General features: G+C 38.1%; 20 protein-coding genes. 18 read left to right on the top strand and 2 right to left on the bottom strand.

Features of this window, described 5'->3' with window-relative positions:
• Positions 1-405: a 23S rRNA (pseudouridine(1915)-N(3))-methyltransferase RlmH gene (locus BHF69_RS04835; RefSeq protein WP_075669947.1), complete on the top strand. Its 405-nt coding sequence runs from the start codon at positions 1-3 to the stop codon at positions 403-405.
• 68 nt (positions 406-473) lie between these two features.
• On the top strand, positions 474-2,345 hold the full coding sequence (gene dxs / locus BHF69_RS04830) for a 1-deoxy-D-xylulose-5-phosphate synthase (protein ID WP_075669946.1): 1,872 nt from the start codon (positions 474-476) through the stop codon (positions 2,343-2,345).
• A 28-nt stretch (positions 2,346-2,373) separates the two neighbouring features.
• Here the strand turns inward: dxs and BHF69_RS04825 are convergent, their stop codons facing one another.
• A complete protein-coding gene (locus tag BHF69_RS04825; protein ID WP_075671685.1) occupies positions 2,374-2,847 on the bottom strand; it encodes an Lrp/AsnC family transcriptional regulator in 474 nt (157 codons plus the stop codon).
• A 281-nt stretch (positions 2,848-3,128) separates the two neighbouring features.
• Between BHF69_RS04825 and BHF69_RS04820 the strand changes: the two genes are divergently transcribed.
• From BHF69_RS04820 to BHF69_RS04775, 10 genes are all read left to right on the top strand, one after another.
• Positions 3,129-4,010: a DUF2156 domain-containing protein gene (locus BHF69_RS04820; protein ID WP_075669945.1), complete on the top strand. Its 882-nt coding sequence runs from the start codon at positions 3,129-3,131 to the stop codon at positions 4,008-4,010.
• A 108-nt stretch (positions 4,011-4,118) separates the two neighbouring features.
• Positions 4,119-5,045, top strand: a complete 927-nt coding sequence (gene pyrB, locus BHF69_RS04815; protein ID WP_075669944.1) for an aspartate carbamoyltransferase — start codon at positions 4,119-4,121, stop codon at positions 5,043-5,045.
• Positions 5,035-5,454, top strand: coding sequence for an aspartate carbamoyltransferase regulatory subunit (locus BHF69_RS04810; protein WP_075669943.1), 420 nt, complete (start codon positions 5,035-5,037; stop codon positions 5,452-5,454). Before pyrB ends, BHF69_RS04810 begins: the two co-directional genes overlap by 11 nt.
• 114 nt (positions 5,455-5,568) lie before the next feature.
• A complete protein-coding gene (locus tag BHF69_RS04805) occupies positions 5,569-7,842 on the top strand; it encodes a RelA/SpoT family protein (protein WP_075669942.1) in 2,274 nt (757 codons plus the stop codon).
• Between the two features lie 8 nt (positions 7,843-7,850).
• On the top strand, positions 7,851-8,495 hold the full coding sequence (locus tag BHF69_RS04800) for an MBL fold metallo-hydrolase (protein ID WP_075669941.1): 645 nt from the start codon (positions 7,851-7,853) through the stop codon (positions 8,493-8,495).
• A gap of 3 nt (positions 8,496-8,498) precedes the next feature.
• Positions 8,499-9,947 carry a coproporphyrinogen dehydrogenase HemZ gene (hemZ, locus tag BHF69_RS04795; RefSeq protein WP_330393068.1) on the top strand — a complete coding sequence of 483 codons (1,449 nt, stop codon included), beginning with the start codon at positions 8,499-8,501 and terminating at the stop codon, positions 9,945-9,947.
• Entirely contained in the window at positions 9,934-10,524 is a 591-nt protein-coding gene (locus BHF69_RS04790; RefSeq protein ID WP_075669940.1) for an HD-GYP domain-containing protein, read from the top strand. The genes hemZ and BHF69_RS04790 overlap by 14 nt, the downstream gene beginning before the upstream one ends.
• A gap of 14 nt (positions 10,525-10,538) precedes the next feature.
• Positions 10,539-11,780 carry a histidine--tRNA ligase gene (hisS, locus tag BHF69_RS04785; protein ID WP_075669939.1) on the top strand — a complete coding sequence of 414 codons (1,242 nt, stop codon included), beginning with the start codon at positions 10,539-10,541 and terminating at the stop codon, positions 11,778-11,780.
• 57 nt (positions 11,781-11,837) lie between these two features.
• Positions 11,838-13,220, top strand: coding sequence for a sugar-transfer associated ATP-grasp domain-containing protein (locus tag BHF69_RS04780; protein WP_075669938.1), 1,383 nt, complete (start codon positions 11,838-11,840; stop codon positions 13,218-13,220).
• A gap of 20 nt (positions 13,221-13,240) precedes the next feature.
• Complete coding sequence (locus tag BHF69_RS04775; RefSeq protein ID WP_075669937.1) at positions 13,241-15,196, top strand: sugar-transfer associated ATP-grasp domain-containing protein; 1,956 nt, start codon at positions 13,241-13,243, stop codon at positions 15,194-15,196.
• 127 nt (positions 15,197-15,323) lie between these two features.
• On the opposite strand, the gene BHF69_RS04770 is transcribed toward BHF69_RS04775, so the two are convergent.
• Positions 15,324-15,845 (bottom strand): flavin reductase, encoded by a 522-nt coding sequence (locus BHF69_RS04770; RefSeq protein WP_075669936.1) that lies wholly within the window; start codon positions 15,843-15,845, stop codon positions 15,324-15,326.
• Between the two features lie 159 nt (positions 15,846-16,004).
• On the opposite strand from BHF69_RS04770, the gene BHF69_RS04765 reads away from it, so the two are divergent.
• The 6 genes from BHF69_RS04765 (at position 16,005) to BHF69_RS04740 (ending at position 22,783) form a co-directional block, all read left to right on the top strand.
• Positions 16,005-16,733, top strand: a complete 729-nt coding sequence (locus tag BHF69_RS04765) for an ABC transporter ATP-binding protein (RefSeq protein ID WP_075669935.1) — start codon at positions 16,005-16,007, stop codon at positions 16,731-16,733.
• A gap of 1 nt (position 16,734) precedes the next feature.
• A complete protein-coding gene (locus tag BHF69_RS04760) occupies positions 16,735-17,652 on the top strand; it encodes a SufB/SufD family protein (protein WP_075669934.1) in 918 nt (305 codons plus the stop codon).
• Between the two features lie 17 nt (positions 17,653-17,669).
• Entirely contained in the window at positions 17,670-19,460 is a 1,791-nt protein-coding gene (gene aspS / locus BHF69_RS04755; protein ID WP_075669933.1) for an aspartate--tRNA ligase, read from the top strand.
• Positions 19,461-19,474: 14 nt separating this feature from the next.
• Positions 19,475-19,951 carry an ACT domain-containing protein gene (locus tag BHF69_RS04750; protein ID WP_075669932.1) on the top strand — a complete coding sequence of 159 codons (477 nt, stop codon included), beginning with the start codon at positions 19,475-19,477 and terminating at the stop codon, positions 19,949-19,951.
• A gap of 22 nt (positions 19,952-19,973) precedes the next feature.
• Positions 19,974-21,212, top strand: a complete 1,239-nt coding sequence (gene glyA / locus BHF69_RS04745) for a serine hydroxymethyltransferase (RefSeq protein ID WP_075669931.1) — start codon at positions 19,974-19,976, stop codon at positions 21,210-21,212.
• A 101-nt stretch (positions 21,213-21,313) separates the two neighbouring features.
• Complete coding sequence (locus BHF69_RS04740; RefSeq protein ID WP_075669930.1) at positions 21,314-22,783, top strand: sodium-dependent transporter; 1,470 nt, start codon at positions 21,314-21,316, stop codon at positions 22,781-22,783.
• The last annotated feature ends 41 nt before the right edge of the window (positions 22,784-22,824 follow it).

Raw genomic sequence — 22,824 nt, 5'->3', positions numbered from 1 at the left:
ATGAATTATACCATATACATTTATGAGAAAAAGATGGCACCTTTTTTTATGGATAATATAAAAGAATTTACAAAAAGACTTGGGAGATATTGTAAAATTCAGATTATTCCATTAAAAAAGGAACAGGACATTGAAAAAATAAAGCAGACAGGCGGGATTCATTGTGTATTGACGGAAAAGGGGAATACGTTTCCTTCAGAGGCATTTGCGGATTGGATTCATCAATTGGAAGTACATGGTACAAGTTCCTGTACGTTTTATATTCATTGTGAGCCTCCGTTTGAATGGAATGAAGAAGGATGTATATCCAAACTTACCATGGCACCAGGTCTTACTGCGGCCATTCTCTGTGAACAGATCTACAGGGCATATCGCATTATTCATGGACAGCCATATCATAAATGATCATAGTTTGGGAGAAGTCTGAATGTATCTATGGGGAGAGGTAGAACAGATGAATAAGGAGTACAATTATGTTAGAGATGATAAACAAACCAAATGATATCAAAAAATTAGAGGTAAAGGATTATAAGCTGTTAGCTAAGGAAATTCGAAGATTCCTGATCAAGAATGTTAGTAGAACAGGAGGACATCTTGCCTCCAATCTAGGTGTTGTAGAACTTACTATGGCACTTCATCTTGTGTTGGATTTTCCTAAAGATAAGTTGATTTTTGATGTGGGACATCAATCCTATGTACATAAGATTTTAACTGGAAGAAAAGGCGGATTTGCACATTTAAGGCAGTTTCATGGCATGAGTGGATTCCCTAAAAGAAAAGAAAGTGACTGTGATGCATTTCACAGTGGCCATAGTTCTATGTCGTTGTCTGTTGCATTGGGAATGGCAAAGGCCAGAGATTTGAATCATACGAATGAAACAATCGTAGCAGTAATAGGGGATGGAGCATTGTCTGGCGGGATGGCTTATGAAGCGCTCAATAATATGGTACAGCTAAGAGAAGAGAAAAAGAATCTGATTATTATCTTAAATGATAATAAGATGTCTATTGCAGAAAATGTAGGTGGGATGTCAGCTTATTTGAATAAAATCCGTATGAAAAAAGAATATGTGGATCTGAAAGATAATGTAGAGCATTCATTGTTAAAGATTCCGGCAATAGGAAAACCATTAACAAAGGCAATCAAAAAATCAAAAGATTCGATTAAGCATTTGTTCGTACCGGGCATGATGTTTGAGGATATGGGTCTTACTTATACTGGACCTATCGATGGACATGATTTGCCACTTCTCATAGATACCTTGGAACAAGCGAAGAAGTTGGAGGAGCCTGTTATTATTCATGTTATTACCAAAAAGGGAAAAGGATATAGACCAGCAGAAAAAAATCCAGAGAAGTTTCACGGTATTGGCCCATTTTATATCAAGGATGGGGAAGTAATCTCCAAAAGCAGTAAGCCTTCTAACACAGCCATTTTTTCCGATACCTTGCTGCAGGCGGCGAAAAAAGATGACAAAATTGCAGCAGTGACAGCTGCTATGCCAGAGGGTACAGGACTGAAAAAGTTTGGAGAGGAATATCCGGAAAGATTTTTTGATGTTGGGATTGCAGAAGAGCATGCAGTCACCTTTTGTGCCGGAATGGCAGCCAATGGATGGAAACCTGTTTTTGCGGTATATTCTACCTTTCTTCAAAGAGGATTTGATCAGGTGCTGCATGATGTTGCTTTAGGAAATTATCCAGTGATATTTGGTGTGGATCGATCTGGATTAGTTGGAGCGGACGGAGAAACCCATCAAGGGATTTTTGATATTCCGTATTTATCAATGATTCCAAATTTAACGATTATGGCACCGATCAATGGAAGAGAGATAAAAGAGATGCTATTGTATGCATTGAATCATGCTACAGGACCAATTGCCATTAAATATTCTCGAGGAGAAGCGGAAACCTTATTAGAGGAATCTTTTCAGAAAATTGAATATGGAAAAGGACAGATTATACATCGAGGAAAAGATGCAGTTTTGGTGGCAGTTGGAAATATTTTTTGTGAAGCTTATGAGGCCATGAAACTATTAGAGGCCGAAGGCTATGAGATTGGGCTTGTCAATCCAAGGTATTTAAAGCCATTTGATCAGAAGCTGTTGGATGAACTGGCACAGACGTATGATTGTATTGTGACAATTGAAGAGGGTATCTTACATGGAGGCTTTGGTGCCGGAGTGATGCAGTATCTTTATCAGAATGGCTACACAGGAAGAGTGAGAAATATTGGCATTAATGATGTCTTTGTAGAGCATGGCTCCATCAAGGAATTGAGGCAGATGCTCAAACTGGATGGAAAAGGTATTGCAGACTCTGTAAAAGAGATGCTTTCAAATTGAAGAAACGGAGAGGAAAAGGAGCGAGCCATTATAGGGCAGCTCCTTTTACTTCGTCAAGAAAAGCAGGATCAATTGCCTGAATGCCTCTTGTCTCGATTGGTGTTGAAAAGACAATCTGAGTCTCTGTAATACCAAATTCCTGAAGTTGATTGATAAAGACGTCCAATTCACTGGTGCTTGGAAAGATAACTTTCATCAGCATGGAATATTGTCCTGTAACGCAGTTGCATTCGATAACATTTGGACACTGCTTGATAAAAGGATAAAAGGTTTCTTTTTCCTTTGGTGCCAATGTCAGACTGATAAATGCTTTGATATGATAACCTAAAGCAACCGGGTTGATAGAGGCATGATATCCGGTGATGACACCATTCTTTTCTAATCGTTCAATTCTGCTGGAAACTGCAGGTGAAGATAGAAATACCTTTGAATCCAGATATTTTAATGGGTGTCTGGCATTTTCCTGTAGCAGAGCTAATATCTTTTTATCAATTTTGTCAATTTTGTCTAGCATATTTTTCACTTCCATTTCATTATCATTCATCATGCGTTCCTTTTATGAAAGCGCATTCCGTTGCACGTCGTGTGCATTCCCTCGGAGGGTTATTCTTATAAAAAGAAAAAAGGAGCGCTCGCCTTCTGGCAAACACTCCTTTGTGTATTTTAAGTATATAATGAATTCTTTCATAATGCAAGTAAAAAAGAAAAAAGATTTAAAATCTTTAGTCTTTACAATTAGAAAACTCTCTTCTATAATAGTTAGGATGAAAAGGAGATGTAATCATGATATTTAAAAAACCAGAATTGGAAGATTTACCGATTCTTAGAAAATACTTTGAAGGTTTGGAATTTTATAATAGTGGATATACACCTGGGATGATGTATTTATGGGCTCCATTTTATAATATTGAATATGCTATTGTAGATGATATGGTAGTCTGCAGGACTGGAAAGGATAAAAAGAGATATTCCTATCCTATTGGACAGGGAGATGCAAAAGCTGTTCTTGATCAGATTATTAAGGAATGTGAAAAAGATGGAACGGATTTTGAGATGTATGGAGTGACCAAAGACATCGAAGAAAAAATGGTTGCTTTATATGGAGATGTTTTTGAAGTTGCATACGACAGAGATAATGCCGACTATGTGTATTTGTCCGAAAAACTGATTAGTTTAAGCGGTAAAAAATTACATAGTAAAAGAAATCATATTAATCGATTCATTGCAAACCATGAATGGAGCTATGAACCCATCAATGATGAGAATGCCCTGGAATGTCTGGTTATGTTGATGCAATGGAAGTTAAATAACTGCACACCAGAGGAAATTGAAAAACATGATGAAATCTGTGTTGCAAAAAACTCTATTATGTACCGAAAGGAACTTGGCTTTACCGGAGGATTGATTCGATGTGAGGGTGAGATTATTGCATTTTCTCTGGGAGAACCACTAAATAAGGATACCTTTGTTGTGCATATTGAGAAAGCATTTTCTCATATTCAGGGAGCATATCCAATTATCAATCAGCAATTTGTACTTCATGAGGCAAAGGATTATAAGTATATTAATCGTGAAGAGGATTGTGGGGAAGAAGGCCTGCGAAAAGCGAAGATGTCTTATCGGCCAGAAAAGTTGGAGGAAATTGCAGTTCTTAAGTTTGCGTAAGAAAGAAACGATCCATAGAAATACCATGTCTGACAGTTGATTGTGCTGGACAGATGTTAAGAGCTAAGGTTATAATAATGGAAGAAAATAGTCTAGGAGGAAGTTACTATGAGACATTTGATCGATCCAATGGATTTGAGCGTGGAAGAAATTGATCACCTGATTGAACTCGCAGGGAAAATTATCGACCATCCTGAAAAATATCGCGAAGTCTGCCGTTATAAAAAGCTGGCAACCTTATTCTTTGAGCCTAGTACCAGAACAAGACTAAGTTTTGAAGCTGCCATGATGGAATTGGGAGGGAATGTACTGGGATTTTCATCTGCAGATTCATCATCTGCTGCAAAGGGAGAAAGTGTTGCAGATACAGCAAGAGCAGTTGCATGTTATGCTGATATTATCGCTATGAGACATCCAAAAGAAGGAGCTCCATTAGTGGCTTCCCAGTATGTGGATATTCCGATTATCAATGCCGGAGATGGAGGACATAATCATCCAACACAGACACTGACAGATTTGCTTACGATCAAGCAGGAAAAAGGAAGGCTAGATCACCTGACCATTGGCTTTTGTGGGGATTTAAAGTTCGGTCGTACGGTACATTCCTTGATTAAAGCATTATCCAGATATGAAGGAATCAACTATATATTGATTTCACCAGAGGAATTACAGATTCCAGAATATCTGAAAAAGGAAGTCTTTGAAAAGAAAGGAATTACATATCAAGAAGTAGAACGCATGGAAGAGGTTATGCCAGAGTTGGATATTATCTATATGACCCGTGTGCAAAGAGAACGATTTTTCAATGAAGCCGATTATATTCGTTTGAAGGACAGCTATATTTTAGATATGGACAAGTTGAAAAATGCCAAAGAGGATTTGGCAATTTTACATCCGCTGCCTCGTGTCAACGAGATTTCGGTAAAAGTGGATGACGATCCAAGAGCATGTTATTTTAAACAGGTGAATTATGGAAAGTATATTCGTATGGCACTGATCATGACCATGTTGGGGGTGAAGGCAGATGAAGATTGATAGTATTAAGAATGGAATTGTATTAGATCACATTACAGCAGGCAGAAGTATGGCAATCTATAAGAATCTTGGATTGGATAAGCTGGATTGTTCTGTTGCTATCATTAAAAATGTAAAAAGCGAGAAGATGGGAAAGAAGGATATCATTAAAATTGATGATCAGTTTACAGTAAACCTGGATGTCATCGGTTATCTGGATCCGAATGTTACGGTATGCATCATCGAAGATGGAAAGATTGTAAAGAAGTATAAAGTCGAACTTCCGGAAACATTAGTAAATATTGCAAAATGCAAGAATCCTCGCTGTATTACATCCATTGAACAGGAAATCGATCAGGTTTTTGTTCTTACTGATAAGGAGAATCATGTCTATCGCTGTAAGTATTGCGAGTCAAAATTGAAAAAATAAAGAATCAGGAATCATCCGTTGTTATTCAACTGGTGATTCCTCTTTTTTATTGCATTTTTCGATTGCATTCTTTATAATGTTAGTAAGCGTTTATGAAAGAGATGTGATAAATGTATGAGAGAAAATGATACAAGTGTAACTCCAGTAAAAAGAGAAATTAGTAAACCGGCTGATTTTACAGAACCGGAAGTATTATTTCAACAGCTGCTTAGTACCATCGATTCGTATCATCCGTCAGCAGATGTCGAAATGATTAAAAAAGCATATTCCATTGCTTATGAGGCTCATAAAGATCAGAGAAGAAAATCTGGAGAGCCTTATATTATCCATCCAATCTGCGTTGCGATCATACTGGCGGAATTGGAATTGGATAAAGAGACAATCGTGGCAGGTCTTTTACATGATGTGGTAGAAGATACGGTCATGACATCAGAAGAGATTGCCAGTGAATTCAGTGAAGAAATTGCTCTGCTGGTTGATGGGGTAACCAAATTAGGACAGTTGAGCTATTCCAAAGATAAAGTAGAAGTTCAGGCAGAGAATCTGCGTAAGATGTTTCTTGCCATGGCAAAAGATATTCGTGTAATCTTGATCAAATTGGCAGACCGCCTTCATAATATGAGAACGCTTCAATATATGAAGCCAGAGAAACAAAAGGAAAAATCCAGAGAGACGATGGATATTTATGCACCAATTGCGCATAGACTTGGAATTTCCAAGATCAAAGTGGAATTGGATGATTTATCCCTGCGTTATCTGAAACCAGAAGTATACCAACAACTGGAGAACCAGATTTCCATTCAGAAAGAAGAACGGGAAGCATTTATCGAAAAGATTGTATCAGAAGTAAGTGAGCATATTAATGGATCGATCCAGCATGCAGAAATTGATGGCCGTGTAAAGCATTATTTCAGTATTTATAAAAAGATGGTAAATCAGAACAAGACCATCGATCAGATTTACGATCTGTTTGCAGTGCGCATCAAAGTAGATACTGTAAAGGATTGCTATGCAGCACTTGGAATTATTCACGAGATGTACAAACCAATTCCAGGTCGATTTAAGGATTATATTGCGATGCCAAAGCCAAATATGTATCAATCTCTGCACACGACATTGATCGGACCGAATGGACAGCCATTTGAGATACAGATTCGAACCTATGAGATGCATCGAACCGCAGAATATGGTATCGCAGCTCATTGGAAATATAAAGAGAATAAAAATAACTCAGGAATCAATAAAGAAGAGGAAAAATTAAGCTGGCTTCGGGAAATTTTAGAATGGCAGCGGGATATGGAGGATAACAAGGAATTTTTAAGTCTCTTAAAGACGAATCTAGATTTATTTGCGGAGAATGTATATTGCTTTACCCCGAATGGAGATGTGAAGAATCTTCCAAATGGATCCACACCAATTGATTTTGCGTATAGCATTCATTCTGCTGTCGGAAATACGATGGTTGGAGCAAGAGTCAACGGACGTCAGGTAACTTTTGATTATAAGATCCAAAACGGCGATCGAGTGGAAATCATTACTTCTCAGAATTCCAAAGGGCCGAGCAGGGATTGGTTAAAAATTATTAAAAGCTCACAGGCAAAAAGCAAGATCAACCAATGGTTTAAGCGACAGTTTAAAGAAGAGAATATTGTCCGCGGTAAGGATCTTCTTCGTCAATACGCCAAAGAAAAAGGAATTGTACTTGCAGACTATTTAAAACCGGGATATCAGAAAAAGGTTATGTTAAAATACGGTTTCCGTGATTGGGATTCCGTGTGTGCAGCAATCGGACATGGCGGATTAAAAGAGGGTCAGGTTGTTAATAAATTAAAAGAAGAATATGAGAAAGATCATCCAAAAATCTTAACAGATGCAGAAGCAATCGATAATGTCAGCAATCAAGATAAGAAGCGCAGCAATAAGTCCAAAGGTGGAATTGTAGTAAAAGGTATTCACGATGTGGCAGTTCGCTTTTCAAAATGCTGTAATCCGGTTCCAGGCGATGAGATTGTTGGATTTGTGACCAGAGGAAGAGGTGTTTCCATTCATAGGACAGACTGTATTAATATGATGTCAATGCCGGAGTCAGATCGGGTACGTCTGATCGATGCTGAATGGGAATCTCCAGAAGAAGAGAACAAAGGACAACTGTATACAACAGAGATCAAAATATATGCTAACAATCGTACTGGTATGTTTGTAGATGTATCTAAAATTTTCTTGGAAATGAATATTGATATGTCTTCGGTCAATGTAAAGACATCAAAGAATGGAAAAGCAACCATTAGTATTTCTTTCGATATCCATGGTGTTGCTCAGCTGAATAAGATTATTGCTAAGCTGCGTGGAATTGAAGGAGTTATTGATATAGAAAGAACAGCAGGTTAGGAGAGACAATGAACGATAACTTAATGATACTTACTATGCCCCTTGGGGAAATGGAAACAAATTGCTATGTATTAGGAAATAGTGAAACAAAAGAAGCCTATGTCTTTGATCCGGGCGCAGAACCAGAGGCTGTCCTTCGCCTTTTACAACAGGAAGGACTGGAATTTTCTGGAATTATTTTAACGCATGGTCATTTTGATCATATTCTGGCAGTGGATGAGCTGGTTGCTGAGGTGGGTCCACAGCTTCCTATTTATGCTGGAGAAGAGGAGAAGGAGGTATTCCAGAATGGAAACTATAATCTGTGTTCCATGGTGGGGCAGACTTCTCTTTTTATGCCAAATCACTTTTTAAAGGATGGAGACATACTGGAAATTTGCGGGACAAAAGTAAAATGTCTCCACACACCAGGACATACCTGTGGCGGTATGAGTTATTATATTGCAGATAAAAGCTGGTTAATTGCGGGTGATACTTTGTTTCAGGGAAGCATTGGAAGAACAGATTTTCCAACTGGAAGCTATCAGGTGTTAGCTGACTCAATCAAGAAGAAAATCTATACGCTTCCTGATTATACAATTGTTTTTCCGGGACATGGACCTAGTACAACAGTAGGAGAAGAAAAAGTGTGCAATATGTTTGTGCATTTATAAAAGATGATGATAGGATTAATTCAAAATGACGAACGATTAGAATCCGATATCCGTGATTTAATTTATGCTTTCTTTTTTGGAGTGAAGATTAAGAAAGTTACAGATACTTCGGATCAGTATGATTTATATGTAGATGTAAAGGTTACCGGGGAACAGGTAGCCTTTTCCTTAGTGAAAGAAGATATGATTGTCGGGCAGACCTTTTGCGAAAGTCTGGATAGAAATCCAGTAAAAGAAAGTATATATGAGCTTTTGAGTGCTTATACAGGAAAGCAACTTCCATGGGGAACTTTAACAGGGGTCCGTCCAACAAAGATTGCTTTAGAACAGATTGAGCAGGGAAAAACAATCGATGATATTCAGACATATTTCCTAGATACGTTTCACTGTACCAAGCAGAAAGTAGATATCTGTACAAAAGTAGCAGAAAATGAAAACAGAATTTTACAGGGAATTTCATATGAAGATCAGTACAGTCTTTATATTGGAATTCCATTTTGCCCTTCGACCTGCTTGTATTGTTCTTTTACTTCCTATCCAATCGCTTCTTATCGAAATCGAGTTGAGGAATACTTAAAAGCGGTGGAAAAGGAAATGGATTATGTCAGTGAGGTATGTCGGAATAAAAGATTGATTTCCGTTTATTTTGGTGGTGGTACCCCTACATCCATTGAAGCAGATCAGTTAAAAAGGCTGATAGAGAAGGTAAAACAAAGTTTTGATTTTACCTATGTGCGGGAATTTACGGTGGAAGCAGGACGCCCAGATAGTATCACCAGAGAAAAACTAAAAGTGTTGCTAGAATGTGGCGTTACAAGAATCAGTATTAATCCGCAGACGATGAATCAGGAAACTTTACGTCTGATCGGACGGGCTCATACCGTGGAACAAACAAAAGAAGCTTTTTATCTGGCCAGGGAAACGGGACATCAAAATATCAATATGGACATGATCGTAGGACTTCCTGGAGAAGATATTACTCATGTTGAAAAGACTTTGAAAGAAATTGCTTTCTTAAAGCCAGATAGCCTAACCGTACATTCGTTGGCAGTCAAACGTGCGGCCAATTTAAATATTCAGATGGAAAAGTACCGGGCATCTTTGAAAGGTGCAACCAATGAGATGCTCGAGTTGGTGGATGACTATGCCAGTCATCTGGGATTAAGCCCGTATTATTTGTATCGGCAGAAGAATATTCCTGGGAATATGGAAAATATTGGATATGCAAAGCCAGGCTTGGAGAGTATCTATAATATTTTGATTATGGAGGAGAAACAGGATATTATTGCACTTGGTGCAGGGGCATCTTCAAAGTTTGTATTTCGATCAGAGCATCGAATTGAACGTGCAGAAAATGTAAAAAATGTGGAGCACTATATAACCAGGGTGGAAGAAATGATTCAACGAAAAAAAGCAATTATGGAGGATAAATACGGCCATGTTGTACTATAGTAAAGATGATATTGAAACACCCATCGAGGTGACCATTGAAGAAGCACTGGAGCATGGAATGATCGTCAGCAATCTGGCATATCTGGTTTCCAAAGAATTGGGAATGGATGAGGAATTTTGTTATGACATGGCAGTTGCAGGTATCGTTCATGATATTGGAAAATTAAAGATCCATTCTTTTTTGCTTCAAAAATTTGAACACATTATGGCCATTGATGAGGCACGCTATATTCGGATGCATCCATCTATGGGATATGCCATCTTGAAAGAAAAAGGGTTTCATGATAGAATTCTTTCAGCAGTGCTTTCTCATCATGAGAATTATGATGGTTCTGGATACCCAAATAATCTGAAAGGAAAATCCATTCCTCTGGAAGGGAGAATTCTCCATGTATGTGACTGCTTTGGAGCTTTGATCTCCAATCGTCCATACCGACAGGCATTTGATCTAGAGACTGCCATCGAGGTCATGATTGACGAAACAAAGAATTTTGACATGAAAGTATACCTTGCTTTTCAGAATCTTGCATTTTCTGATACATTTAAAAGCGTTCTGAATAGCTTTGGGATTGAATAGAAGGAGGATATGCCATGATTACACAGGCACCAAGAGGTACACAGGATTGGTACGGCGATAATATGGAGAAACGTACGTACCTGGAAAAAACATTTCGAGAATTGTGCAAAGCGTTTCATATGAAGGAGATCATTACTCCTGTTTTTGAACATACCATTCTTTTTCAGAGAGGTGTAGGAGAAACGACAGATGTTGTACAGAAAGAGATGTACACATTTATGGATAAAGGAAATCGAAGCATTACATTAAAACCAGAAGGAACAGCTGGTGCGATTCGTGCATACTTAGAACATGGAATGCACTCTGAGGCACAGCCAATTAAAATGTTTTATGTCACACCGGCTTTTCGTTATGAAAAACCACAGAGTGGACGTTTAAGACAGCATCATCAGCTGGGAATCGAATTTGTTGGTTCTAAAGATCCATTGGCTGAAATAGAATTAATTACATTGGTTTCTACATTTTTTGAAAAAATTGGTTTAAAAGAAGCAAAATTGCACATTAACAGCATTGGATGTCCAGAATGCCGTAAGAAATATAACGAGGCATTGCTGGCATATCTGAAGCAGCATGAAGATGCATTATGTGATACATGCAAAGAGCGTATGCAGAAGAATCCATTAAGAGTTATTGACTGTAAAAGTCCGGTTTGCAGTGAGATTGTAAAAGATGCACCTAGAACCGTTGATTATTTATGTGACGATTGCCAGACTCACTTTGAGGAATTAAAATCCATGTTAGATGGACTTAAGATCTCATATGAGATTGATACTGGCATTGTTCGTGGTCTGGATTATTATACGAAAACCGTATTTGAATTTGTCAACGCAGATGGATTTACCTTGTGCGGTGGTGGAAGATATGATAATCTGGTTAAGGAAATTGATGGAAAAGTAGATATGCCATCCGTTGGTTTTGGAATGGGAATCGAACGTTTGATCAATTTCCTGGATGAAGAGGGCGTAGAATTACCTGCTGCGTCCAAACCAGATCTTTATATTGGAATTTTAGGAAAAGAAGCCAAGATCAAAGCGTTCGAATTAGTGTGTCAACTTCGTAAAGAAGGATATATCGTAGAAACCGATTATCTTGGAAGAAGTGTAAAAGCACAGATGAAATATGCCAATAAGATTGGAGCAAAGAATACAGTCATTATCGGAGAAAATGAATTGGCAGAACAGAAAGCAAAAGTTAAGAATATGGAAACTGGTGAACAAACAGAAATTGCATTAAATCAGTTCGGAACAATATTATAATAAGAACCCTGCATGGAGTCCGTCTGTGCAGGGATTTCTTCATTGGAGGTAAGAATTATGTTTGGCTTTTTAAGATTAAAGAAAAAAGAAATTACCAATAAAAATGTCAAAAAGGTATGTAAAGCAACTGGCTGGCGCGAGAGAAAAGCAACAAATAAGATGAACTGGGCAAAAGATCATGGTGTTACCTATTGGCAATATGCTTCGAAAGCTGCGTATGACTTGACTGATCAGGAAATCATAGAGCTGGGAGAGGCATTACAGCAGCAGAAAAAATTACAGGAATCCAATCGAAGCTTTTATATGGATTTGGTTTGTGAGAAAACAGGCTGGTCCAGAGAAAAAGCAAAAGAAGAAATGGACCTTGCAGAGAAAAAAGGTGTTACTTATGTGAATTTTTTGAAAAAACGTTATTGGGAAAAAAGCAACATTAGAAAAGAAAAAATGGCTGATTTTAATAAAAAAGAGAAAACACGAATTACCGATAAAAATGCTATGTATGTGCAAAGGGTTATGGACGAGACAGGTTGGTCCCGAGGAAAGGCAGAGCTGGAGATTACAAAATCCAGAGTTGTTACGGAAGCCACTTATGAAGATTACTATGCTTTCAAGTTTTATAATATGACCTTAGAAGAACAAAAGCAATATATGACATATGGATTGTTTGATAAAATGCGCTTAAGGTATAACGATGCCAAAAAAGCCAGAGTATTTGCAGATAAAGGAAAATTTAATGAAATTTTCAGTGATTTGAATCAGCATAAATGGTTTATTAATAGAAATATATCTTATGAGGACTTTTTAGAAAAGATTAAGGGCCTGGATCATCTGATCATCAAGCCGTTATCTTCTACCCAAGGAAAAGGTGTAGAAAAGGTTTCCTGCAATGTCAATGAAGAAGAGAATAAAAAACTATACGAGAAGATCATGGCTATGAAAAAGTGCATTGTGGAAGAATATATTATTCAGCATGATGAGGTAATGAAGTTTTGTCCCACTTCCGTAAATACGATACGTATTACCACATTGAATTATGAAAATGAATGTAGATTTTTATATGCTGTCTTCCGTATGGGACGGGGCGATGTTGTCGATAATTTCCATGCAGGTGGAATTGCGGCAACGGTGGATGTTGAAACAGGAAGAGTCGTAACAGATGCAGCGGACCTAGACGGCAATACATATGAGACAAATCCATATTCTGGTGTAAAAATAAAGGGATTTCAGATTCCACATTGGGATAAGGTGATTGAATCATGTAAAAAAGCAAATGGACGTATTGAAGGTGTTAATTTGGTGGGCTGGGACTTTGCGATTACCCAGGATGGAGCAGAATTGATTGAAGGAAATCCAATCGTATCTTATATTCTTGCACAGATTCCAAATGTAGCAGATAAGATCGGATTAAAACCGGTGATGTACGATCCATATATGAAGTAATAAGAAAGTGGTGATGGAACATGAAATTATTATTTAACAGGAATCAAAGAAATGATCCGGATGTGGAAAAGGTATGTCAGGCCACTGGCTGGAAGAAACGAAAAGCCATTACGGAAATGAAGAAAGCAAAAGAGCTTGGTATGTCATATTCCCGTTATGCAGATAACCAGTGCTGGAAGCTGACAGAGAAAGAGATGATAAAGCTCAATAAAAAGCTAGATCAGCAGGAAGAAGCGTTTAAAAATCATACCATCACCGTCTGTGATGCCACTGGATGGGATATGGATACGGCAGCCTTACATCTTAGACAGGCCCAAAAATTAGGTATGTCCAATCAAAGATATGTAAAATGTAAATGTTGGTATCTGGATGAGGATGAGATTGCTTTCTATGGAACCGTGTTAAAGGAAAAGGCAAAAGTCAGAAAGATGGCAAAAGAAGAGCGGATTCGGATAGTTTGCGAAGAGTCTGGCTGGAGCGCGGAACAAGCCGAAATAGAAATGGAAAAATCTAGAAAATCAGGAATTTCAAATGTATCCTATGTAAAATACCAGTGTTGGAATCTGGAAGAACAGCAGCTGCAATCACTTGCAGAAACCTTGAAAGAAAAAGCATTGGAACGAAAATCTGCCAAGGAAAAAAGAATTGCGCAGGTGTGTCAGGCAACTGGTTGGAAATCCGAACAGGCAGAAGTAAAGATGAATGTAGCGAAAGAATGCGGTATTACCAATAAACAGTATGTGGAGAAATACTGCTATGATCTGACAGGGGCACAAATCATAGAATACGGAAAGGTTCTGGAAGATTTACGTACTCTTTGGAGTGATAACAGAGATTATTACCTGAAGATTGCTTGCAGACAATCTGGCTGGGAGATGGAAAAACAGAAAGCAGCCATGGAGGAAGCAAGAAGTCAGGGCATATCCTATCAGAAATATATTCAATTCGGATGCTGGAAAAGGAAGGAAAAGGAATTGGAAGAACTGGCTGAATTTTTAAAATCTGAGCAGCTTCGGATTAAAAATGATAATGAGACTTATCTTGACAAGATCTGTCAGGCCACTGGCTGGAAGAAAGGTCGGGCAGAGTTCGAGGTTATGAAGTCAAAGGTACATTGCTATGCCAGCCATGAAGATTATTCTATTTTCCGATTTTATGACATGAATCTGGAGGAACAGCAGCGTTATGTAACCTTTGGTATATTTGATAAAATGAGAATCCGTTATAATGACTATGAAGGAACTCAATTATTTAATAACAAGGGTGAATTTAACACCATTTTCCGTGATTATATAAAGCATACATGGTTTTTAAATCGAGACCTTTCTTATGATGAATTTGTAAAGCAAGTAAAAGACTTAGATTATATTATGGTGAAGCCTTTAGATGCGTCAAAAGGAGTGGGAATTCAAAAGTATGCCTGCCCTGCATCTGAGGATGAGCGAAAGAAATTATATGAAGAAATTATGAATCAAGATTCAAGTATTATTGAAGAATGCATTGTCCAGCATGAAGATGTAGCGGAGTTTTGTCCTACTTCCGTCAATACCATTCGTATTACTACGTTAAACTATGAAGGAGATTGTAAATTTTTATATGCCGTATTCCGAATGGGAAGAGGTGGGGTAGTTGATAATTTCCATGCAGGCGGAATCGCTGCTACCATAGATATTCCTTCTGGCATGGTATGCACCAGTGCGGCAGATCTAGATGGCAATACCTTTGAAGAAAATCCATATAGTGGTAAGAAGATCAAAGGTTATCAAATTCCAAACTGGGATAGAATCATCGAAACATGTAAAGAGATTACAGGGAAAGTTTCAGGTGTGAATTTGGTAGGATGGGACTTCGCGATTACACCAGATGGTGTAGATCTGATCGAAGGAAATCCAGGAGTCTCTTATGTATTAGCACAGGTTCCAAATGTCGCAGATCACAATGGATTACGTCCGGTTATGGTGGATCCGTATATGTAAAAAATGTGTATCCTGCAGAAGATACTTTACAATTTTTCAAGAACTCTATCCGGCATTCTTGCGGCGGCGTGCACATCAGTTTTGCTGACGTTATTGTCTTCGCACGTCTGCCGTCTGCCGGAAACTTTTATGCCTCTTTTATCAGAATCTTTTCGATTTCAGCAACATACATAAAATGATAATCCTTGTTTGGATAATTTTGGACATCCAGTTCCTTACAATCTTCCATAAATCCTTCTGGATTCATTTCCTGCACATATAACTTTTTGCAGATCAGTACCATATTCGCTTCTTCAAAATATGGAACTCCGTCGATTTCTGCAGGGGTGAAGGATGTCTTTGTAATTTTACCCGGCTCTTCTCTTCCTGAGACACGTCCTACATAAGTCATATCTTTCCTATAGGAGTCATCATAAAATGATAAACTAAAACGTTTTGATGTATCGATAAACTCTTTTGTATAACGCTGTGGACGTAGAACAGTGACTGCTACATTCTTGTTCCACATAACACCCATTCCACCCCAGGATGCCGTCATGGTATTAATTGTGTTGTCTTTTTTGGCAGTAACCAGCATCCAGTCCTTTCCGATCAATCGAAAAGGGTTTCCAGATAATTCTTCTGGTTTGATTTCTTTATATTGAGCCATATTGAGTACCTCCTGTATTTGAATTATAATCAGCCACTTTTAGACTAAAACAATTATAGTACAAAAGAAGAAAAATGTACAATAAAAAAAAGCTCTGTACATATCCAAATCTTTTGTTTATAATGGTAAAGGTAAAATTGTAGATACGGAGGAACAAAAATGTTAGAGTTGAAAGATGTTTCTTTTGAAGTCACAGATAAAAAAGGCCAAAAAGAAATATTAAATAATATAAACTTAACCATTGACGATCATAAGCTCATCGTAATTACCGGTCCGAATGGAAGCGGGAAATCAACTCTTGCAAAAATCATTGCAGGAATCTATCAGCCTTCCAGTGGACAGATCTTATTGGATGGAAAGGATATTACAGATATGTCCATTACGGAAAGAGCAAAAGCAGGAATCAGTTTTGCCTTTCAGCAGCCCGTTCGTTTCAAGGGAATTACCGTAAAGGATTTGATCAAGCTGGCTTCTGGCAATCAAGTGACATTTTCTGAGGCATGTAACTACTTATCTGAGGTCGGATTATGTGCCAAAGATTATATCAATCGCCAAGTCGATAACAGCTTATCCGGCGGTGAGTTAAAACGAATTGAGATTGCTACCATTCTTGCCCGGGGAACCAAAGTTTCTGTATTTGATGAACCAGAGGCAGGAATTGATTTATGGAGCTTTAAGAATCTAATTAAAGTATTTGAAAAGATGCATAAAGATATCAAAGGGTCCATTATTATTATTTCTCATCAGGAAAGAATCTTAAACATCGCAGATGAATTGATTGTTATTTCCGGTGGTGCAGTAGAATCCGTTGGCACTCCAGAAGAGATATTGCCTCAGCTGCTCAGTGATGAGAAAGTAGAATGTAGTTGTTGTAAAGGAGATTTATAAGATGGATGCAATACAAAAGAGTTTGTTAGAGGAAGTTGCAGGACTCCATGAAATTCCGGCTGGAGCTTATAATATTCGTGCCAATGGAAAAAGTGTAGGACGCCAATGCAGTGCTAACGTAGATATTGTACCAAAAACAGATGTTTCAGGTATCGATATTATTATAAAACCAAATACAAAGAATGAAAGTATCCACATTCCAGTTGTGCTTAGTGAAACTGGTTTAAAGGATTTAGTATATAATGATTTTTATGTTGGAGAAAACGCAGATGTGACGATCATTGCCGGATGTGGAATTCACAATGGAGGGGATCTGACATCGCAACATGATGGGGTTCACAGCTTTCACTTGGAAAAAGGAGCAAAAGTCCGTTATGTAGAAAAACACTATGGAAAAGGTGATGGAAAAGGACAGCGCATTTTAAATCCTGTTACAAAGATTTTCCTGGGCAAGGATTCCTATATGGAGATGGAATCCGTACAGATCAAGGGAGTAGATTCCACAAAACGTGTTACCACTGGAGTGGTAGAAGATGGAGCCACCTTGATCGTTAAGGAAAACATTATGACACATGGAACACAGTATGCAGAAACAGAGTTCGAAGTAGATTTAAAAGGAACCAATTCCAAAGCAGATGTTGTTTCACGTTCTGTTGCCAGAGATGAATCAAGGCAGATGTTTTTATCTAAGATTATTGGAAACAATGAATGTACTGGACATACAGAATGTGATGCCATTATTATGGATGGAGCAAGTGTCAGTGCAATTCCAGAATTAACTGCAAACAATGTTGATGCAAATCTGATTCATGAAGCAGCAATCGGAAAGATTGCAGGAGAACAGCTGATCAAATTAATGACGTTGGGATTAACAGAAGAAGAAGCAGAGGAAGAAATCATCAGTGGTTTCTTAAAATAGAGCAGGAGGATAGAAAAATGGCAGAATCAATGACAGGCCTAAAGCGTACGCATCGTTGTACAGAAGTCTCTAACCAGCTGGTCGGAGAAAAAGTAACCGTAATGGGATGGGTACAAAAGAGACGTAATCTGGGAAGCTTGATTTTCGTAGATTTACGTGATCGTTCCGGCCTTCTTCAAATTATTTTTGATGAAGACACCATTGGAACAGAAGGATTCGAAAAAGCGAATAAACTAAGAAATGAATTTGTAATTGCAATTGTCGGTACCGTAGAAAAGAGAAGCGGAGCCGTTAATACCAATTTAAAAACAGGAGATATTGAGATCAAGGCTGAGGAACTTCGAATTTTATCTGAAGCAGAGACACCTCCAATTCCAGTAGATGCCAATCTAAAGGTTAAGGATGAAGTTCGTTTAAAATACCGTTATTTGGATTTACGACGCCCGAATATCCAGAAAAACCTGATGATGAGAAGTAAGGTTACTATGCTGGTAAGAAACTTCCTGGCTGAAGAAGGATTCCTTGAAATTGAAACACCGATGCTGACAAAATCGACACCGGAAGGTGCAAGGGATTATCTGGTACCTAGCCGTGTACATCCAGGATCATTCTATGCACTTCCACAGTCTCCACAGCTGTTTAAACAGCTGTTAATGTGTTCAGGATATGATCGTTATTTTCAGATTGCTCGCTGCTTCCGTGATGAAGATTTGCGTGCAGACAGACAGCCAGAATTTACGCAGATTGATATGGAATTATCTTTTGTCGATATTGATGATGTCATTGACGTCAATGAACGTCTTCTGGCAAAGATTTTTAAAGAAACCATCGGAGAAGAGATCAGTCTTCCAATTCAGCGTATGACATGGCAAGAAGCCATGGATCGTTTTGGCTCTGATAAGCCGGATATGCGTTTTGGTATGGAGCTTACCGATGTTACAGAAGTTGTAAAAGACTGTGACTTTGTTGTATTCAAAAGTGCCATTGAAGCAGGTGGTACCGTTAGAGGAATCAATGCAAGCGGCCAGGGTGATCTGGGAAGAAAGAAGATCGATGGTTTTGTAAAATTTGCCAAAGATTTTGGAGCAAAGGGACTTGCTTATATTCAGTTAAAGAGTGATGGAACCATAAAGTCTTCCTTTGCTAAATTTATGAAGGAAGAAGAAATGGCTGCCTTGATTGATGCAATGGGTGGTAAACCAGGTGATTTATTATTATTTGCAGCAGATAAGAATTCTGTTGTTTATGATGTTCTAGGTAATTTACGTTTGGAAATTGCAAAGACTTATGATATGATTCCAGAAGGACAGTTTAAGTTCTTATGGGTAACTGAATTTCCATTATTGGAATGGAATGAGGATGAAAACCGTTACACAGCAATGCATCATCCATTTACAATGCCAATGGAAGAAGATTTACCATACATTGATTCAGATCCAGGCAGAGTGCGTGCGAAAGCATATGATATCGTATTAAATGGTACAGAGCTCGGTGGAGGATCTGTTCGTATCTTCCAGGATGACATTCAAGAAAAGATGTTTGAATGCCTTGGATTTACAAAAGAACAGGCACACGAACGATTTGGATTCTTATTAGACGCATTTAAATATGGAGTTCCACCACATGCAGGTCTGGCATATGGACTGGATCGTTTGATCATGTTGATTACAGGAGAAGAAAGCATCCGTGATGTTATCGCATTCCCAAAAGTGAAAGATGCATCCTGCCTGATGACAGAAGCACCAGCACCAGTAGATAATGTACAGCTTGAGGAATTGAGCATTCAGTTAAAGCCTGAGGAAAAATAGGAGGATAAGAATAAATGGAAAAGATGTTAGTAAATGGCGTACAGTCTAATGACAAAATCGCACAGATTTGTGTAATGGCATTAAAAGATGAACCAGGAGTAGCTGCAAAGCTATTTCAGGCGCTGGCAACAGAAGGAATTAATGTAGAATTGATTCTTCAGTCTATCGGACGTGATAAGACAAAGGATATTTCATTTGTTGTAATGGAAGATGTGGCTGATAAAACAGTATCCGTATTAAAGAATACTTTCCATGAAGAAGATTATCATGAAATCGTTGTGGATAAAGAAGTTGGAATCGTATCCATTAAAGGAGCCGGTATGATGTCAAACCCAGGGGCAGCATCTATGATGTTTGAAGCATTATACAATTGTGGCATTAATATTGAAATGATTTATACATCTGAGATTAAAATAACCGTATCCATCCGTAGAAATAAAGTTGAAAGTGCAGTTGAAGCATTGAAGGAAAAATTCACCGGCTTGGAATAGAGCCCGTTAGGAGGAAAAAGAAATGTTAAATTTTGACAAAGTTGCAGAGTTTGATCCAGATTTAATGGATGCGATGAATGCAGAATTAGGAAGACAGCGTAACAATTTGGAGTTGATTGCTTCTGAAAACCTTGTTTCCGAAGCAGTTATGCAGGCTATGGGAAGTCATCTGACCAATAAATACGCAGAAGGATACCCTGGAAAGCGTTACTATGGTGGCTGCGAATACGTAGATATTGTGGAAAATCTTGCAAGAGAAAGAGCAAAAAAATTATTTGGTTGTGAATATGTTAATGTTCAGCCTCATTCTGGTGCTCAGGCAAATATGGCAGTATTCTTCGCAGTTATGAACGTTGGTGACACATTTATGGGAATGAACTTGGATCACGGCGGACATTTAACACATGGAAGTCCGGTCAATATGTCTGGAAAAAACTACAACGTAGTTCCATATGGCGTGAATGCAGATGGTTATATCGACTATGATGAAGTCGAAAAAATTGCTTTAGAATGTAAACCAAAATTAATTGTAGCTGGTGCCAGTGCTTATGCAAGAGCAATTGATTTTAAACGTTTCCGCCAGATTGCAGATGAAGTTGGAGCAGTTTTGATGGTGGATATGGCACATATCGCCGGCTTGGTTGCTGCAGGTTTACACGAAAGTCCAATTCCATATGCAGATGTGGTTACAACAACAACCCATAAAACACTTCGTGGACCTCGTGGGGGCATGATCCTGTGCAGTGAGGAAGTAAATAAGAAATTTAATTTTAATAAAGCAATTTTCCCTGGAATTCAGGGTGGTCCGTTGATGCATGTAATTGCAGGAAAAGCAGTCTGCTTTAAAGAAGCGTTAAGTGATGAATTTAAAGAATATCAAAAACAGGTAATCAAAAATGCACAGGCACTTTCAAAAGCGCTGATTGCAAATGGTTTTGATATCGTATCTGGAGGAACAGATAACCACTTAATGTTAGTTGATCTTCAAAAATTAGGTGTAACAGGAAAAGAAGTTGAGAAACTTTTAGATTCTGTTCATATTACATGTAATAAGAATACAGTACCGAATGATCCACAATCTCCATTTGTAACATCTGGTATCCGCCTTGGTACTCCTGCTGTAACAACAAGAGGCTTAAAAGAGGATGATATGCAGGTAATTGCCGATGCAATGAAAGCAGCGGTCATCGATAAAGATTGTGCAGCTGCAGAAGCTCTGGTCAAGACATTAACTGATAAGTACCCATTATACGAAAACTAATCAATATTAGAATGCTAGGGGATGAATGCAGGTATTGAAGCAATATTCAGTACCTGCATTTTCTAAGTTATAAGAAATTGAAATAGGAGAGGTATGAAAGTATGAATGAGAGAGAAAAGTTTGGGTCCAGACTTGGTTTTATCCTTGTGTCGGCCGGCTGTGCCATCGGATTGGGCAACGTATGGAAGTTTCCATATATATGTGGAGAGAATGGAGGAGCCGCTTTTATTATAATTTATCTGATTTTTTTAGCAATTTTAGGATTGCCGATTATGATCTGTGAATTTGCAATTGGACGTGGGAGTCGCACCAGTGTAGCGAAATCTTTCGATGTATTAGAACCAGAAGGGCAAAAATGGCACCATTTTAAATGGTATAGCATAGCAGGAAATTATCTTTTAATGATGTTCTATACGATGGTATGTGGATGGATGTTCTATTATGCGTATCGTATGATCAGTGGGAAAATGCATGGATTATCTGTTTTGGAGGTACAGAATGTATTTAGTCAGATGCTGACTTCTCCAGCCACTATGACAGGCTGGATGATCATTGCTACGCTGCTTGCATTTGGTGTTTGTGCGTTAGGATTGAAAAACGGAGTAGAAAAGATTACAAAGATAATGATGATTCTTTTATTGTTAATGATGATGGTACTTGCTATCAATTCTGTTTTATTGGACAATGCTGGTGATGGAGTTCGCTTTTATTTGATTCCAGATTTTCAAAGACTTATGGAAAACGGAATCGGAAATGTTATTTTTGCGGCTATGACCCATGCATTTTTTACATTAAGTGTTGGTATGGGATGTATGAGTATCTTTGGAAGTTATCTTGGTAAGGAAAGAAAACTGACTGGTGAAGCAATCAGCATTGTGCTGGTGGATACATTTGTAGCACTGGTAGCAGGGTTGATCATTATTCCATCCTGTTTTGCCTATGGAGTAGAGCCGGATGCAGGACCATCTCTGTTGTTTATTACTCTTCCAAATGTATTTAATCATATGCCTGCTGGACGTATCTGGGGAACTATGTTCTTTATATTTATGGCTTTTGCAGCCATGTCAACAGTGATAGCCGTATTTGAAGCGATTATCGCAGCGAATATGGATTTATTTCAGGTAGAACGTAAAAAAGCAGTGTTTGTTAATGCAATTGCAATTATCGTACTGTCATTGCCTGCAGTACTAGGATTTAATGTTCTAAGCAGCATTCAGCCAATGGGACCTGGAAGTTCCATTATGGATTTAGAAGATTTCCTTGTATCCTATAATATTCTTCCTTTGGGAAGTTTACTCTTTGTAATTTTCTGTGTAAAGAAAAATGGATGGGGCTTTGATAAGTTTATTGATGAATGTGATACTGGATCAGGAATTGATTTTCCACGCTGTGTAAAAGGCTATATGACCTATCTCCTTCCTCTGATCATTATAGTTGTATACTTAAAAGGATATTATGATATGTTTGCTCCAAGAGGACCAAAAGTACTTACCTTCTGGATGATGATTGCCTTTGTTATGCTGGCACTAGTATTGAATTTTGGAAGAACAAGAAAGAAAACGGCAAAGTAATACTATAATTATGCTTTGTATTAGAAAATCCAGCAAAGAAT

Origin of the sequence: Anaerostipes sp. 992a, from assembly GCF_001940245.1 — a bacterium.
In the GTDB taxonomy this organism is placed as follows: domain Bacteria; phylum Bacillota; class Clostridia; order Lachnospirales; family Lachnospiraceae; genus Fimousia.
This window is presented reverse-complemented; position numbering and strand designations above follow the sequence as displayed.

Coding starts and splice junctions, on each gene's coding strand:
- BHF69_RS04835 (WP_075669947.1), top strand. CDS start 1: ATGAATTATACCATATACATTTATGAGAAAAAGATGGCACCTTTTTTT.
- dxs (WP_075669946.1), top strand. CDS start 474: ATGTTAGAGATGATAAACAAACCAAATGATATCAAAAAATTAGAGGTA.
- BHF69_RS04820 (WP_075669945.1), top strand. CDS start 3,129: ATGATATTTAAAAAACCAGAATTGGAAGATTTACCGATTCTTAGAAAA.
- pyrB (WP_075669944.1), top strand. CDS start 4,119: ATGAGACATTTGATCGATCCAATGGATTTGAGCGTGGAAGAAATTGAT.
- BHF69_RS04810 (WP_075669943.1), top strand. CDS start 5,035: ATGAAGATTGATAGTATTAAGAATGGAATTGTATTAGATCACATTACA.
- BHF69_RS04805 (WP_075669942.1), top strand. CDS start 5,569: ATGAGAGAAAATGATACAAGTGTAACTCCAGTAAAAAGAGAAATTAGT.
- BHF69_RS04800 (WP_075669941.1), top strand. CDS start 7,851: ATGAACGATAACTTAATGATACTTACTATGCCCCTTGGGGAAATGGAA.
- hemZ (WP_330393068.1), top strand. CDS start 8,499: ATGATGATAGGATTAATTCAAAATGACGAACGATTAGAATCCGATATC.
- BHF69_RS04790 (WP_075669940.1), top strand. CDS start 9,934: ATGTTGTACTATAGTAAAGATGATATTGAAACACCCATCGAGGTGACC.
- hisS (WP_075669939.1), top strand. CDS start 10,539: ATGATTACACAGGCACCAAGAGGTACACAGGATTGGTACGGCGATAAT.
- BHF69_RS04780 (WP_075669938.1), top strand. CDS start 11,838: ATGTTTGGCTTTTTAAGATTAAAGAAAAAAGAAATTACCAATAAAAAT.
- BHF69_RS04775 (WP_075669937.1), top strand. CDS start 13,241: ATGAAATTATTATTTAACAGGAATCAAAGAAATGATCCGGATGTGGAA.
- BHF69_RS04770 (WP_075669936.1), bottom strand. CDS start 15,845: ATGGCTCAATATAAAGAAATCAAACCAGAAGAATTATCTGGAAACCCT.
- BHF69_RS04765 (WP_075669935.1), top strand. CDS start 16,005: ATGTTAGAGTTGAAAGATGTTTCTTTTGAAGTCACAGATAAAAAAGGC.
- BHF69_RS04760 (WP_075669934.1), top strand. CDS start 16,735: ATGGATGCAATACAAAAGAGTTTGTTAGAGGAAGTTGCAGGACTCCAT.
- aspS (WP_075669933.1), top strand. CDS start 17,670: ATGGCAGAATCAATGACAGGCCTAAAGCGTACGCATCGTTGTACAGAA.
- BHF69_RS04750 (WP_075669932.1), top strand. CDS start 19,475: ATGGAAAAGATGTTAGTAAATGGCGTACAGTCTAATGACAAAATCGCA.
- glyA (WP_075669931.1), top strand. CDS start 19,974: ATGTTAAATTTTGACAAAGTTGCAGAGTTTGATCCAGATTTAATGGAT.
- BHF69_RS04740 (WP_075669930.1), top strand. CDS start 21,314: ATGAATGAGAGAGAAAAGTTTGGGTCCAGACTTGGTTTTATCCTTGTG.